11 protein-coding genes are annotated in these 14,132 nt (G+C 64.3%); 7 read left to right on the top strand and 4 right to left on the bottom strand.

Translation table 11 applies throughout. The annotated features are described in order from the left end of the window. Positions 1-57: 57 nt before the first annotated feature. Together H6678_03075 and radC are read right to left on the bottom strand one after the other, a co-directional pair. The gene (locus tag H6678_03075; GenBank protein ID MCB9472774.1) at positions 58-2,193 is read right to left on the bottom strand and encodes an amino acid permease; all 2,136 of its coding nucleotides are present in this window, start codon (positions 2,191-2,193) and stop codon (positions 58-60) included. Positions 2,194-2,422: 229 nt separating this feature from the next. Continuing rightward, complete coding sequence (radC, locus tag H6678_03070; GenBank protein MCB9472773.1) at positions 2,423-3,094, bottom strand: DNA repair protein RadC; 672 nt, start codon at positions 3,092-3,094, stop codon at positions 2,423-2,425. 213 nt (positions 3,095-3,307) lie between these two features. Between radC and H6678_03065 the strand changes: the two genes are divergently transcribed. From H6678_03065 to H6678_03035, 7 genes are all read left to right on the top strand, one after another. Further along, positions 3,308-4,108: a TatD family hydrolase gene (locus tag H6678_03065; GenBank protein ID MCB9472772.1), complete on the top strand. Its 801-nt coding sequence runs from the start codon at positions 3,308-3,310 to the stop codon at positions 4,106-4,108. Next, complete coding sequence (gene rsmA, locus H6678_03060; GenBank protein ID MCB9472771.1) at positions 4,105-4,950, top strand: ribosomal RNA small subunit methyltransferase A; 846 nt, start codon at positions 4,105-4,107, stop codon at positions 4,948-4,950. Before H6678_03065 ends, rsmA begins: the two co-directional genes overlap by 4 nt. Beyond that, positions 4,947-6,302: a magnesium transporter gene (mgtE, locus tag H6678_03055; GenBank protein ID MCB9472770.1), complete on the top strand. Its 1,356-nt coding sequence runs from the start codon at positions 4,947-4,949 to the stop codon at positions 6,300-6,302. The genes rsmA and mgtE overlap by 4 nt, the downstream gene beginning before the upstream one ends. A gap of 18 nt (positions 6,303-6,320) precedes the next feature. Then, positions 6,321-6,632 (top strand): DUF971 domain-containing protein, encoded by a 312-nt coding sequence (locus H6678_03050; GenBank protein MCB9472769.1) that lies wholly within the window; start codon positions 6,321-6,323, stop codon positions 6,630-6,632. A 3-nt stretch (positions 6,633-6,635) separates the two neighbouring features. After that, positions 6,636-7,400, top strand: coding sequence for a DNA repair protein RecO (gene recO / locus H6678_03045; protein ID MCB9472768.1), 765 nt, complete (start codon positions 6,636-6,638; stop codon positions 7,398-7,400). Positions 7,401-7,536: 136 nt separating this feature from the next. Then, a complete protein-coding gene (locus H6678_03040) occupies positions 7,537-8,847 on the top strand; it encodes a glycine--tRNA ligase (GenBank protein ID MCB9472767.1) in 1,311 nt (436 codons plus the stop codon). Between the two features lie 836 nt (positions 8,848-9,683). Beyond that, positions 9,684-10,346 carry a redox-sensing transcriptional repressor Rex gene (locus H6678_03035; protein ID MCB9472766.1) on the top strand — a complete coding sequence of 221 codons (663 nt, stop codon included), beginning with the start codon at positions 9,684-9,686 and terminating at the stop codon, positions 10,344-10,346. An 87-nt stretch (positions 10,347-10,433) separates the two neighbouring features. On the opposite strand, the gene H6678_03030 is transcribed toward H6678_03035, so the two are convergent. Both H6678_03030 and H6678_03025 read right to left on the bottom strand, forming a co-directional pair. Then, a complete protein-coding gene (locus tag H6678_03030; GenBank protein ID MCB9472765.1) occupies positions 10,434-10,871 on the bottom strand; it encodes a hypothetical protein in 438 nt (145 codons plus the stop codon). Positions 10,872-11,223: 352 nt separating this feature from the next. After that, positions 11,224-14,100, bottom strand: coding sequence for a T9SS type A sorting domain-containing protein (locus tag H6678_03025; protein MCB9472764.1), 2,877 nt, complete (start codon positions 14,098-14,100; stop codon positions 11,224-11,226). Positions 14,101-14,132 lie beyond the last annotated feature (32 nt).

Below are 14,132 nucleotides of genomic sequence, written 5' to 3'. Positions count from 1 at the left end.
GGGCGTGCGCTGTCGGCGTTTCTGCATGGCGCCCATCGAGACGGCTTCTGACGGCGATCAGCTGATGGTGATTGCCTGATTGGCGTTGACGAAGAGGATGTCCTTCCCCAGATCCAGTTCGGTGAAGAGCTGGGTGCCTTTGTTCTTGAGCACGTCCTGCTGGAAACCGAGCAGGATCAGGTCGGCGTCGCGGGAGTAGGTGCTCATCAGGGTGTGGAAGGACGACGCGTCGTCGGAAGGCAGCGCCTGCACGTTGCGTGCGGGAATCGGCAGGCGGCCCGTGGCGATGCGGTGATTCAGCTTTTCCACGTGTGTGGTCAACTCGTGAGACGGGAAGGTGGCGAAGATCGTGATCGCCGCGTGTTTCCAGTCCGGGTGTCCCAGGATGATGTAGGCCAGCAGGATCATCAGGTTCTCGTTCAACTCATCATCGCGTGTGAGCCAGACGTGCAGCTTGCGCTTGTAGCCGAAGTTGTGCTGCGAGGAACTGAGCACGGCCACATTGTAGCCCAGTCCGCCGGCCAGGGTGCATCCCGCCACCACTTCCTCCAGCTCGCCTCCCTGATTGCCGTAGAACTCGAAGAGCACGCTGTTGTTGTCCAGGCCGGAGACACCCGGCATCTGAATCGCCTGGGCCAGCGCCGTGGTGAACGAAGGCGAAATCATCGTGTCCACGAAAATGCCCGCGCCGCTGGCTTCGGTCTGGGAAATCAGCCGGCGCAGCAGGCCACGGGCCTCTTCGACCTTCTGGCGCGAGAGATAGCCCTCAACATAGTGCAGGAAGGTGCCGAAGCCGTGTTTGTGCGAGATCCAGCGCAACAGCTCGAAGGGTGCCAGCCGGTCCAGCGTGTGACGCGAGATCGCAATGAACGAGGGGCGCCAGTCGGCGGTGGCCGCGCTGGGCTGACTCTTCTGCAGAAAGATCTGCAGCCAGCGGGTGAGCTGGAAACTGGCTCCCTGGAACAGCGCCGCCAGGCCCCGTGCTTCCTTGTTGGTGCGCAGCATGCCCACATACATCACCAGCATGATCAACAGCGCGAAGCTGGCGTAGAGCGAGCTCATCTGGAACATCATCACGAAACAGAGGATCGAGCCCAGCAGCGAGAGGTACCAGCGCGAGCGGAAGGAGGGCCGGTAGGAGGGGCTGGCGGCGAAGTGTTCCATGAACGAGACGCCGCAGAGCGCTCCGTAGGTCACCATGAAGAACATGCTGATGATCTGGGCCACGAAGTTGACGTCGCCGATGGCCACGAAAATCACCGCGATCACGGCGGTGATCAGGGTGGCGTTCACCGGTTCGTGGGCGTGTCCCCGGCCCTTGCTGAGGAAGCCGTTGCCCAGCGGAAAGGCCCGGTCGGCGGCCAACGCCTGCAGAGTACGGGGCGCCACCAGGATGGACCCCACGGCGGAGGAGAGCGTGGCGGCGGCCAGGCCGATGGGAATGATCGGCCCCCAGAGCGCGATGCGCGCCATGATCAGCTGGTCGCTGGAAAGGTCCGCGGGGGACGCGCTGTAATACAGTTTGAGCGCCACCAGCACATAGACCAGCATGCCCACCAGCGCCGCCGAAATGGTGCCCAGCGGGATCGAGCGCCGCGGGTCCTTCAGATCGCCGGAAAGGCCCACTCCGGCGGTCATGCCCGTGAAGGCCGGAAAGCAGATCGCGAACACGATGGCGAAACTGACCGGGGTGCCCGAGGCGGGTGCCGTGACCACGCCGGAGGGCACGTAGCCATCCACGGGACCGCCGAGGAAGAACATCACCAGAGACACGGCCAGCACGCTCACCACGCCCCAGAGCGCCTTCACGCCCACATCGGCGCCCTTGGTGAGCATCAGGGCCACCAGGCAGAGCACGGCGGGCAGGCTGAACATGCGCGGGTCGGGGGTGAAACCGGTGAGCGACTCGATCCAGGGAAAGATCGGTCTGAAGGCTTCGGCGAAGGCGATGGTGTAGAACGCGACCGAGACGGCCTGGGAGAAGTAGAGCGAGATGCCGATGGCGGCGCCGATGGTGGTACCGAATGAGCGGCTGATGATGAAGTACTCGCCCCCGCCTTCCACTTTGAGGTTGGTGGCGATTTCAGCGACCGCCAGCGCGGTGGGAATGGTGATGGCATGGCCGATGAGAATGATCATCAGCGTGCCGAAGAGGCCCACGTTGCCCACGGCATAGCCGAAGCGCAGGAACATCACCGCGCCCAGAATCGTGCTGATGGCGGCCAGGAAGACCGGTGCGGTGCCGAAGCCATGACCGTGTGGGGGCGTGTCGCCCAGGCTCACACCACCTCGGATGGACTGGATGGTCGATTGCAGTGGATTCTGCACGGAACTCCCGGTGATGGTCTTCCTGCCGGATGATTCGGATTGGCGCGTACCGGGCAAAGAATACAGTTCCCCGTCAAATGGCCAAGCAGACCCCTCAAAGGCCCGGGGCTTCGGTCAGCAGGCCATGCTCCTGAAAACTGAACCAGCCGGTGGGGCCGATGATCAGGTGGTCCAGAATGGGAATCCCCATCACACGGCTGACCGCCAGCAATTGTCGGGTCAGCTGCAGGTCCTCGCGGCTGGGTTCCAGGCTGCCGCCCGGGTGGTTGTGCGCCAGCAGCAGGCTGGCCGCGCTGTAGTGAATGGCGTAGTGAAAGACTTCGCGCGGATGCACGAGGCTGGCGTTGAGGCTGCCGATGCTGATGATCTCGTCGCGGATCACCCGGTTCACGGTGTTCAGGTAAAGACAGCGGAACTGCTCGCGACTGAGGCGCGCCATGCCGTCCAGATAGCGGGCCGTGTCCCTCGGGTTGCGCAACACGGGAAACTCGCCGCTGCCCGGGTCGAACAGCCGGCGCCCCAGCTCCAGGGCCGCGGAAAGCTGGCAGGCCCGGGCGCGGCCGATGCCGTAGGCACCCATCATCTCATGCACGCTGCCCAGCGCGGATATCGAGCGCACCCCGTACTCCTCGGCGATGCGCCGCCCGATTTCGAAGACCGATTCCTTGCGCGTGCCCGCGCTGAGGATCACCGCGATCAGCTCGGGCAGGCTCAGCGCCGCCGGCCCCGCCGCGATCAGTTTTTCCCTGGGTGTTGCCTGGGGCATCTGCTTCTCCTGCCTGAACTGGTTGCCGAAGCGGGCGAAACGGGCGGCGAGCGGCGCGGGTTCCTGTGGATTCCCCCGCGGGCCGAATCGTCACCCTTGGGTGTCCAGTCCCTTTGACACCCATGCGAACCGGCTCCCGGCTCTTCTATTCCTATATTCGCCAGCCAGCGCCGGAATCCCCCGCAGCAACACCGAAGAACAGGACCCGCCCGCATGTTGATCGACAGCCACGCCCATCTGGACTTTCCCTCCTTCGACGAAGACCGCGAGGCCATGCTCGAGCGAGCCTGGCAGGCGGGCCTTGAGGCGGTGATTCAGGTGTGCTTCAACGCCGAGACCATCGAACGCGGGTTCAGGCTGCTGGACGGGCATCCGCGGATCTGGTTCGCGGTGGGCATCCATCCCCAGGCGGCCGATGAATTCACTCCCGAGATGCTGGCCCGGGTGGACGAGCTCTCCCGGCACCCGCGCGTGGTGGCGATCGGCGAAGTGGGGCTGGACAATTTTCGCGAGTACGCCCTGGTGCCCAACCAGGAAGCTTGCTTCCGGGCGATGGTGAGGCTGGCCCGCGAGCGCGCCCTGCCGCTGGTGATCCATTCCCGGGACGCGCGTGACGAAACGGTGCGCATCCTGCGCGAAGAGGGAGCCGGCGCTGTCGGCGGCGTGATGCACTGTTATTCCTACGATCTGGACACGGCGCTCGAGCTGGTGGAGCTGGGCTTTCACATCAGTTTCCCCTGTTTCGTGACCTACCCCAAACGCAACCAGCACGAGGTGGTGCTCGGGCTGCCCCTCGAACGGATCCTGCTGGAGACCGATTCGCCCTTCATGCCGCCCCAGCGCTTGCGGGGCCGGCGCAACGAACCCGCGTGCGTGGCCGACAGTGCCGCCACCATCGCCGAACTGCTGGGCCGCTCCGTTGAGGAGGTGGCCCGCATCACCAGCGCCAATGCGGTGCGGCTGTTCCGTCTGCCCCTTGTGGCGGAACCGCTCTCGGGACAGGAGCCGGCGTGAGTTCGAAGTCCTACAAGAGCCTGGACCCCAAGCGCAGCCTGGGCCAGAACTTTCTCAGTGATCCCTGGTGGATCCAGCGCATCGTCAACGCCTTCGGGCTGGAACCTCAGGACACGGTGCTCGAGATCGGCCCGGGCAAGGGCGTGCTCACCAACGAGCTGCTCAAGACCTGCGGCCGTCTGATCGCGGTCGAGATCGACGACCGCATGGTGGAATATCTGGGCGAGCGCTTCGCGGGATCCGCCAATCTGGAACTGGTGCACCAGGACTTTCTCAAGTATCCCCTCTCCGAGGTGCTGGCCGGACAGCCGGTGCGCGTGATCGGAAACTTGCCGTATCACATCACCAGCAGCATCATCGGACGCGTGCTGGACGAAATCCGCGCCTGTCAGGCCGACTCCGGTGCGCACGCCCGGATCACCAGTTTCGACATCATGATCCAGAAGGAAGTGGGCGACAGGATCTGCAGCACCCACGGCACCAAGGTCTACGGCGTGCTCTCGGTGCTGGCCTACATGCTCTGTGATGTGCGCATCCTGCTGGATGTGCCGCCCAACGCCTTTTACCCGCGCCCCAAGGTCACCTCGTCGATCCTGCGTTTTCGCCCGCTGCCCGCACCGCGCTACCAGATCACGGACTGGGAACTCTTTCGCAAGGTGGTGCGCGCGGCCTTCAATCAGCGCCGCAAGATGCTGCGCAACAGCCTGTTGCCCCTGGCCGACCTGCTGCCCGAGGGCTTTCTGAGCCAGCCTGGTCTGGACTGGCTTGAGCGGCGGCCCGAACAGTTGAGTCCCCTCGAATTCACCCAACTGGCCAACCTGGTCGTCGAGGCCCGCGGATGAGCGACCTGCGTGATACGAGCGGCTCCGCCCTGACCGGGATCCAGCTTGACGAGCTGGACGAGCTCGCCCTGCGCGAACTGGTGGAAAACAATCACGCCGCCGACCTGGCCCAGTTGATGAACCGGGTGGACCGCGAGGCTGCGCTGGCGCTGTTCCTCTCCATGGACGGCGAGCTGCGCGGCGAAGTCTTCACCGAACTGGACGAAGGACTCCAGGAAGCGCTGATTGACCAGCTTCCCAACCGGGACCTGGGCGAAATCATTGGCGAGATGGAGTCCGACGACGCCGCCGACGTGATGCAGACCCTGCGCGATCAGGACGAGGAGCGCGCCGATACGGTGCTCCAGAGTCTGGACCAGGAACTGCGCGAGGACGTGGAATCGCTGCTGGTGCACGGCGAGGACACGGCGGGTGGCGTGATGGCCCGCGAGTTCGTCTCGGTCACCGATGATACCCTGGTGGACGCGGCCATCGGCAAGATCCGCGAACTGGCCAGCAGCCGCGACATCAACGACGTCTACTCGGTGTTCGTGGTGGACCAGGACGGGCGCCTGCTGGGCAATGTCAGTCTGCAGAACCTGCTGCTGGCGCGCCGCGACCGGCGGATGGGCGAACTGATGGACACCGAGATCCTGCGGGTTCCCGTGGACATGGACCAGGAGCACGTGGCCAGCCTGGCCATCAAGTACGACCTGGTCTCGATTCCCGTTGTCGACCAGAACGGCGTGCTGGTGGGCCGTGTCACCATGGACGATGTGTACGACATCGTCGAGGAGGAGGCGGCCGAGGACATCGCGCGTATCTCGGGTACCGACGAGGAAGTGCTCGAACGCAGCAGCCTGGTGATCGTGCGCGAGCGTCTGCCCTGGCTGCTGCTGGGGCTCTGTGGCGGGATGTGCGCGGCGGGCGTGATGAGCGCGTTCGGAGCCACTCTCAGCCGCAGCATGCAGTCGGTGTATTTCGTGCCCATCGTGATGGGCATGGGCGGCAACGCGGGCATCCAGTCCAGCACGGTGGTGGTGCGCGGTCTGGCCACCGGCGAGCTGCAGACCGGCGATCTCTGGCACCGGCTCTGGAAGGAAATGAAGGTCAGCCTGATGGCCGGCCTGGTCTGTGCGCTGATACTTGCCGTGGTGGTGATCACTGTCTTCGGCAATGTGCGCGACGCCGAGGTGGTGGGCCTGAGCCTGATGAGCGTGATTCTGCAGGCCTCGGTGGTGGGCGGTACCATGCCCATCGTGCTCAAACGCTTCAACATCGACCCGGCCATCGCCACCGGCCCCTTCATCACCACCAGCAACGACATCCTTGGTGTCACGCTGTACCTGGGGCTGGTCAACCTGTTTCTGTGATCCAATCTGGAGAATCCGTTGAAGGACCCGATCCGCGACATCCTCTATCCCACGCCCACCCATCTGGCCATCGTCTGGAGCGACGGCCTGGAAAGCGTGTACTCCTGGGCTGAACTCAGGCGAGCCTGTCACTGTGCCAGCTGCGTGGACGAGATCACCGGTCGCCAGTTGCTGGATCCGCTGAAGGTGTCCGAGGAGCTGGGCTGCCGCAGCCTGGTCCGGGTGGGCAATTATGCCCTGCAGTTCACCTTTGGCGATGGCCACGGCACGGGGATCTTTCCCTACGCCAGGCTGCGTGAGCTGTCGGGCCAGGCGCCTCTGGGGGCCTGAACCATGTCGATGAGGCGCTGCCGGGCGCTGGTGCTGCGGGGCATTCCCTTTGGTGACACAAGTCTCGTCGAACGCTTCTTCACCCGCGAGGAAGGTGCCCTGACCCTGTTGGTCAAGGGAGCGCGCCGCTCCGGATCGCCCCTGCTGTCCGTGCTGCAGACGGGGCAGCTGGTGGAGGTCCTGTATTACCACCGCGTCGGCCGCGATCTGCAGTTGTTCAAGGAAGCCTCGGTGCTCGAGGATTTTCGCGGAGTGCGCGACGATTACTCCCGACTGGTGAGTTACAGCGCGATCTGCGAAGCACTGGACCACAGTCAGTTGCCCGGGCATGCCGACGAAGGGCTGTTCGATGCGTCCGTGCGCTGTCTGGCCGACGTGGCGGGAAATTGCCCGCACCCGGTGAACGCCCTATATTGGTTCCTGCTCTATCTGCTGGGGCGGTCCGGGTACTACATCGACCTGTCCCGCTGCGCCGGCTGCGGGCGCGAGGTGGAAGGCTTCGCCCGGCTGCCGGGTACCAGTCTGGAGCGCCTGGGTGGCGGTCTGCGCTGCCCGGAATGCACGGGGCCTGGCCCCGAACGTCCCCTGAGCCCGCGCCTGGTGCGGGTTCTGCATTTTCTGGCAAGCAGCAGACGCGAGGATGTGACCACGCGCGAGATCACGCGGGAGACCCGGGCGGCGCTGGGCAGTCTGCTGGACGAGTTGCTGCAGCAGCATCTGGAACACTGGCGCGGTCTGGGCAGTCTGGAAGCCTGCGCCGGACTCTAGAAGTCGGTCGGACTTGTCTCCTGTGAACGGGAAATCCGTCACAACCCCCAGGTTCGACAGACTCCAAAGCGAATCAAGACGGCCCGACTGCCGATATCAGGGCGATCAAACCGGGAGAATCATGGCGGAAAAACCGATGGCCAACGACACCATGGCCAAGCTGGTGAGCCTGTGCAAACGCAGGGGCTTCATCTTCCAGTCCAGCGAAATCTATGGCGGACTGGCCTCATGCTGGGACTACGGCCCCCTGGGCGTGGAACTGAAGAACAACATCTCGCACGAGTGGTGGACGGAGATGACCCGCCGTCACTCCAACATCGCGGGCATCGACGCGTCGATCCTGATGCGTCCCGAAGTCTGGCAGGCCTCCGGCCACGTCGATGGTTTCGTGGATCCCCTGGTCGACTGCAAGAAGTGCCGCAGCCGTTTCCGCGCCGACCAGCTGCCCGCCGACAACGACGGCACCTGCCCCAGTTGTGGCGGTGAACTCACCGAGCCGCGCAATTTCAACCTGATGTTCAAGACCCACATGGGACCGCTGGAAGACACGGCCAACCAGGTCTACATCCGCCCCGAGACGGCCCAGGGCATTTATGTGAACTATCTCAACGTGCAGAGTTCGGCCCGTCTCCAGGTGCCCTTCGGCATTGCCCAGATCGGCAAGGCTTTCCGCAACGAGATCAAGCCGGGCAACTTCATCTTCCGTACCTGCGAATTCGAGCAGATGGAAATGCAGTATTTCGTGAAACCGGGGACGGACACGGAGGAGATGGAGAGCTGGAAGAACGAGCGTCTGGAGTATTACAAGCGCCTGGGCATCAAGCCCGAGAACCTTCGCCTGCACCAGCATGGCCCCGGCGAACTGGCGCACTACGCCAAGGACGCCTGGGATGTGGAATACCAGTTCCCCTTCGGCTGGAACGAGATCGAGGGCATCCACAACCGCACCGATTTCGACCTGCGCCGTCATGCCGAGCACAGCGGCAAGAAGATGGACTACATCGACTCGGGGCGCGGCGAGCGCTATCTGCCCTATATCATTGAAACCTCTTCGGGGCTGAACCGCACCCTGTTGACATTCCTCTGCGACGCCTATCAGGAGGATGTGGTGGAGGACGAGGAACGCATCGTGCTGCGCTTCCACCCGCGACTGGCCCCGATCAAGGCCGCCGTGCTGCCCCTGATGAAGAAGGACGGCATTGGCGAGATGGCCGAACAGCTGCATCGTGAGCTCAGCGGCAACTGGAATGTCTTCTTCGACCAGAGCGGGGCCATTGGTCGCCGGTATCGCCGAATGGACGAGGTGGGCACACCCTGGTGCATCACGGTGGACTACGACAGCAAGGAAGACCACTGTGCCACCGTGCGCCACCGCGACAGCCTGCAGCAGGAGCGCATTCCCATGGCCAATCTCAAGGCCTGGCTGGCTGGCCAGCTGGCCCAGTGATCCTGACTGCCTGACGTTCCTGGGGGCGAATCCGATTCGGGTTCGCCCTCTTTCTTTTTCATGCCTCAGGGGGGCCGCGCCATCCGGACCGGAGCCAGGCATCCTGCCCGGCGCGGAGCCACCCAACGAGTCAGCTATCCTGCCCCGCCCCGGAGCCACCCACGGAGCCACCCACGGAGACTCCCACGGAGCCACCCAACGAGTCAGCTATCCTGACCCGCCCCGGAGCCACCCATCGAGCCACCCGCCGATCCACTCCCGGAGCCAGGCATCCTGCCCGGCGCGGAGCCACCCACGGAGCCAGGCACCCTGCCCGGCCCCGGAGCCACCCATCGAGCCACCCACCGATCCACTCCCGGAGCCAGGCATCCTGCCCGGCCCGGTGCCACCCACGGAGCCAGGCAACCTGCCCGGCCCCGTAGCCACCCACCGAGTCTCCCACCGAGCCACTCACGGAGCCACCCACGGAGCCACCCATCGAGTCAGCTATCCTGCCCCGCCCCGGAGCCACCCATCGGAGCCACCCACCGATCCACTCCCCCGAGCCAGGCATCCTGCCCGGCCCGGTGCCACCCAGGAGCCACCCACCGAGCCACCCACGGAGCCACCCGACGAGTCTCCCACCGAGCCACCCACCGAACCACCCAACGAGTTACCCCCGGAGTCAGGCATCCAGCCTGGCCCGGAGCCACCCACCGAGTCGCCCCCGGAGCCACCCACGAATCTGCCACGATTTACAGACAAGGTGTTCAAGCTTGCCTTCCTGTGAGGATATTAACAGCTTTGCCCCGCACCCAGAATCGACACAACCTTCACTCAAACCGGAACCGGACACCTTGCCGACACGCAGTACAGTGCCCCAGCGCATCCCGCCATTCACCGTGCTGCGCTTCGCCCGTTACCTGAATTTTCTCTGCAATCTCCCCGAGGACCGCACGGAAATCAGCTCGGCCGAGATGGCACGCATCATCGGAATCAAGGCGACCCAGCTGCGACAGGACTTCTTCACCCTCGGGGGCTTCGGTCGCCAGGGGCGCAAGTACGATACGCGTGTCCTGCAGGAGCGCCTGCGTGATGTGCTGTATCTGCAGGAAGGCCAACACATGGTGCTGGTGGGGGCGGGCAATCTGGGGCAGGCCCTGGCCAACTACCAGGATTTCGAACGTTTCAATCTGTACCTGCGCGGAATCTTCGACACCAATCCCAAGCTGATCGGACTGCGTCTGCGCGGCATCGAGGTGATGGCCATGGAGAAGATGAGCACGTTCATCGCCGAGCAGTCCATCGAGCTGGGCATCATCTGCGTGCCGCATCAGGTGGCGCAGCAGGTGTGCGACATTCTGGTGGAGGCGGGCATCAAGGGCATCTGGAACTTCAGCCCCGAGAATGTGATCGTGCCCGACGGCGTGGTCGTGCAGAACGAGAATCTCTCGGTGGGCATCATGAATCTCAGTCACCAGCTCAACAGTCTGGCGCGGGACCGTTCAGAAAGCAGATGACCGGCGTCCGAGGACTGCCGGTCATCTGAATTCGTACTCACTGCCTCCTGAATTCGAAGAACGCCTGGCCCCCCACCAAACGTGCTCCTAGTCCAGTGTGAGCACTTTCATGCAACGCACCATGCCTTCGGAATGCACTTTCACGGTCATCAGCTCGCCCACCGCGCAGACGGTCGGCAGCGCCAGCGAGTGCTGTCCGGCTTTCAACTTTCCCGCATCGATGACCCGGCGTGATCCAACGCGCTGGCCCCAGAGCTCCAGCCGCACTCCGCGTTCCTGGCCCAGAGTCAGCTCCAGGCTGGCAGGCTGATTCCAGCAGGCGGCCCGATACTCCACGATCGACAGCGTGTCATTCACACGGGAATCGGGTGCATCCAGCGCAGTGCTGGCCGGCGCCGTCTCTGCCGGTAGAGCGTGATCACCCGCGAACGTGATGGGAGCCAGCAGGATCCAGATCAGCAACAGGATCAAGGGCATGACCAGTCCCTTGGGGCAATTGCTGGTTGACGTCGTAAGTCGCAACATGATCCATCCCCCGCTTGAAACCGCACCACCTGGCGCTGCTTCGTCACTGGCAAGTCTCGGACCAAAAATCATCCGTTGATTTTCAAGGACTTGGCAGAATCCAACTGGGGCATTTCCCCACAGTGGTTGATACCAGCCATCCGGGGTGGGGTGTTGAGCCACATGGTCGGTGGCGGGATTCCACTGCCTCGCCGTGACTTCCGGTGTCACACGGATCGGGCAGGGCAAAGAAGAAAGGCCCCCTGTCACTGAAGATGACAGAGGGCCGATTGAGAGCTGAGCCGCGCTGCGAACCCGCCCGGCAGAGCACCCGCCCATGCTCGGCAGGGCCCGAGTTTGCCGGCGAGCGGTGCTACTTCACCAGCATCACCTTCATGCTGCGCTGAGCGTCGCCCGACTGCAGTCGCACCAGGTAGACGCCGCTGGAAAGACCGGTGCCGCTGAAGGTGACCTCGTGCATGCCCGCGGGCAGAATGCCACGATACAGCTCGCTCACCAAGGCCCCCTGCAGGTTGTACACCGAAAGCTGGATGTCGCGCTCACGATCCAGACTCAGCCGCAGCCGAGTGTCCGGGTTGAAGGGATTGGGCCAGGCCCCCAGCAGCTCGAAGCTCTCGGGCAGCGCCTGACTGGTCAATTCGGCCAGCAGCTGTTGAGTGCCGTCCAGTTCTTCGCCCCAGATACGCCAGGACACAAGGCCCACCGCGGGCTCCGGATCGACGAAGCGGTACTCGCGGATGCCCGCTGCCACCGGAATGCTCGTGTTCAGCCAAGTTCCGTCGCGCTGCAGGTGGAACAACACGAAGGAGTGCCCATCCAGCAGGGTCCAGCTCAACTCGATCAGCCCTGTGGCGCCGGGCGAGGCCACCAGGTCGGTGAGCACGGTGGCCGCCACATCGTCGTTTGGTTCCCAGCAGGTGTCCACGGTGGACTGGACCAGGCTGGTGCCGTCATCGGCCAGAATGCCGGACTGGGTGGACACGGCGAATTCGGGACTGAAGGCCGAGGAAATCCAGAATCGCAGTCCGGACATGCCTTCCACGAGCACCACACTGAAGTCTCCTTCCGGTGCGCGGTTCAGGGTCATCCGATGAGTGTTTCCTTCATACAGCCGAGCCTGTGATGCCCCATCCAGCGGATCGAAACGCACCGTGGGGGCGGCCAGGATCAGGTCCGGCTGGTCCGCCCGCGTACCTGGAGTACACGCGGCGGTGAAGGTTCCAATGCCAGAACGGCTGAGCCAGGCCCGCACTTCGACGCCGGGCACCACATCATGGTGCAGTTCCCGCACCGGCGAGGCGAAGGAGAAGTTTCCACGCCAGGTGTTTCCCTGATAGAGGCGCACCTCGGAGAGCGGTACGGCCTGGCAATCCTGACTGTCCAGCGCGATGAAGAAGTCCACCAGCTGCATCGTGTCATCCTGCTCCGCGGAGTCAGCCGGACGCACGGTCGAGCCAAAGGCCCCCAGGCCTTCGAGAATGCAGTACGCCCGCAGGTCCACCCCGTCCACCACATCGATGTGATACTCACCCGCAGCGCCGCTCTGGGCCAGATTGGCGCGCCAGGTGCTGCCCTGATAGAGCCGCACCTCGTTGACGTTGCGCCCGTCGCCTCCCGCCTGCGGACTCTTGAGCACCTGCACCGCGAAGTCCACCAGCTGGAACTGGATGTCGATGGCCTCCGAGTCCACCGGCCGAATCGACTCGGTGAACTGCCCCAGTCCATCCTTGATCACATGGGCGCGCAGGTCCACCCCGTCCACCACATCGATGTGATACTCACCCGCAGCGCCGCTCTGGGTCAGATTCGCGCGCCAGGTGCTGCCCTGATAGAGCCGCACCTCGTTGACGTTGCGCCCGCCGCCACCCGCCTGCGTACTCTTGAGCACCTGCACCGCGAAGTCCACCAGCTGGAACTGGGTGTCGATGGCGTCCGAATCCACGGGCCGCACGGCATCGGTGAACTGCCCCAGTCCATCCTTGATCACATGGGCGCGCAGGTCCACCCCGTCCACCACATCGATGTGATACTCACCCGCAGCGCCGATCTGGGCCAGATTGGCGCGCCACGTGCTGCCCTGATAGAGCCGCACCTCGTTGACGTTGCGCCCGCCGCCACCCGCCTGCGGACTCTTGAGCACCTGCACCGCGAAGTCCACCAGCTGGAACTGGGTGTCGATGGCGTCCGAATCCACGGGCCGCACGGCATCGGTGAACTGCCCCAGTCCATCCTTGATCACATGGGCGCGCAGGTCCACCCCGTCCACCACATCGATGTGATACTCACCCGCAGCGCCGATCTGGGCCAGATTGGCGCGCCACGTGCTGCCCTGGTAGAGCCGCACTTCGTTGACGTTGCGCCCGCCGCCACCCGCCTGCGGACTCTTGAGCACCTGCACCGCGAAGTCCACCAGCTGGAACTGGGTGTCGATGGCGTCCGAATCCACGGGCCGTACCGACTCGGTGAACTGTCCCAGTCCATCCTTGATCACATGGGCGCGCAGGTCAATCCCGTCCACCACATCGATGTGATACTCACCCGCAGCGCCGCTCTGGGCCAGATTCGCGCGCCAGGTGCTGCCCTGATAGAGCCGCACCTCGTTGACGTTGCGCCCGCCGCCACCCGCCTGCGGGCTTCTGAGCACCTGCACCGCGAAGTCCACCAGCTGGAACTGGATGTCGATGGCCTCCGAGTCCCCGGGCCGTACCGCATCGGTGAACTGTCCCAGTCCATCCTTGATCACATGGGCGCGCAGGTCCACCCCGTCCACCACATCGATGTGATACTCACCCGCGGCGCCGCTCTGGGCCAGATTCGCGCGCCAGGTGCTGCCCTGATAGAGCCGCACCTCGTTGACGTTGCGCCCGCCGCCACCCGCCTGCGGGCTCTTGAGCACCTGCACCGCGAAGTCCACCAGCTGGGCCGATTGACCCAGCGGAACGCTGTCCGAGCTGATGCCATTGAGGATGATCCGAGCCGTCGTCACCGCGGGATCCAGGAAACTGAACAGACCCTGCCCCTCGAAGGTGCCGGTCTCGCGCCAGCTGCTGCCGGCATAACCACGGACTTCCATGCCCGCGACGCTGGCAACCGGTGTGCCATCCGAGCGCTGCACCAGAATCTGGTGGGAGTCCTGGGCCATTGCGGGGGAGACGGAGATCCACAGGAAAAGCAGCAGAATCAGGGGCTGCCTCCAGCGGATCGGATGGAAGGACCTTGCATGCGGCATGAGAGCTCCTTGTTTTCGCCTGTCCGGGGCGA

Source organism: Candidatus Delongbacteria bacterium, from assembly GCA_020634015.1.
In the GTDB taxonomy this organism is placed as follows: domain Bacteria; phylum CAIWAD01; class CAIWAD01; order CAIWAD01; family CAIWAD01; genus JACKCN01.
Note: the sequence above shows the minus strand (reverse complement) of the source record. Positions and strands in the feature narration are given on the sequence as shown.

Excerpts from the sequence above, each read along its gene's own strand:
- H6678_03075 (MCB9472774.1), bottom strand. The coding sequence starts at position 2,193 with ATGTTCCTGCGCTTCGGCTATGCCGTGGGCAACGTGGGCCTCTTCGGC.
- H6678_03030 (MCB9472765.1), bottom strand. The coding sequence starts at position 10,871 with ATGTTGCGACTTACGACGTCAACCAGCAATTGCCCCAAGGGACTGGTC.
- H6678_03065 (MCB9472772.1), top strand. The coding sequence starts at position 3,308 with ATGTTGATCGACAGCCACGCCCATCTGGACTTTCCCTCCTTCGACGAA.
- mgtE (MCB9472770.1), top strand. The coding sequence starts at position 4,947 with ATGAGCGACCTGCGTGATACGAGCGGCTCCGCCCTGACCGGGATCCAG.
- radC (MCB9472773.1), bottom strand. The coding sequence starts at position 3,094 with ATGCCCCAGGCAACACCCAGGGAAAAACTGATCGCGGCGGGGCCGGCG.
- H6678_03025 (MCB9472764.1), bottom strand. The coding sequence starts at position 14,100 with ATGCCGCATGCAAGGTCCTTCCATCCGATCCGCTGGAGGCAGCCCCTG.
- H6678_03040 (MCB9472767.1), top strand. The coding sequence starts at position 7,537 with ATGGCCAACGACACCATGGCCAAGCTGGTGAGCCTGTGCAAACGCAGG.
- recO (MCB9472768.1), top strand. The coding sequence starts at position 6,636 with ATGTCGATGAGGCGCTGCCGGGCGCTGGTGCTGCGGGGCATTCCCTTT.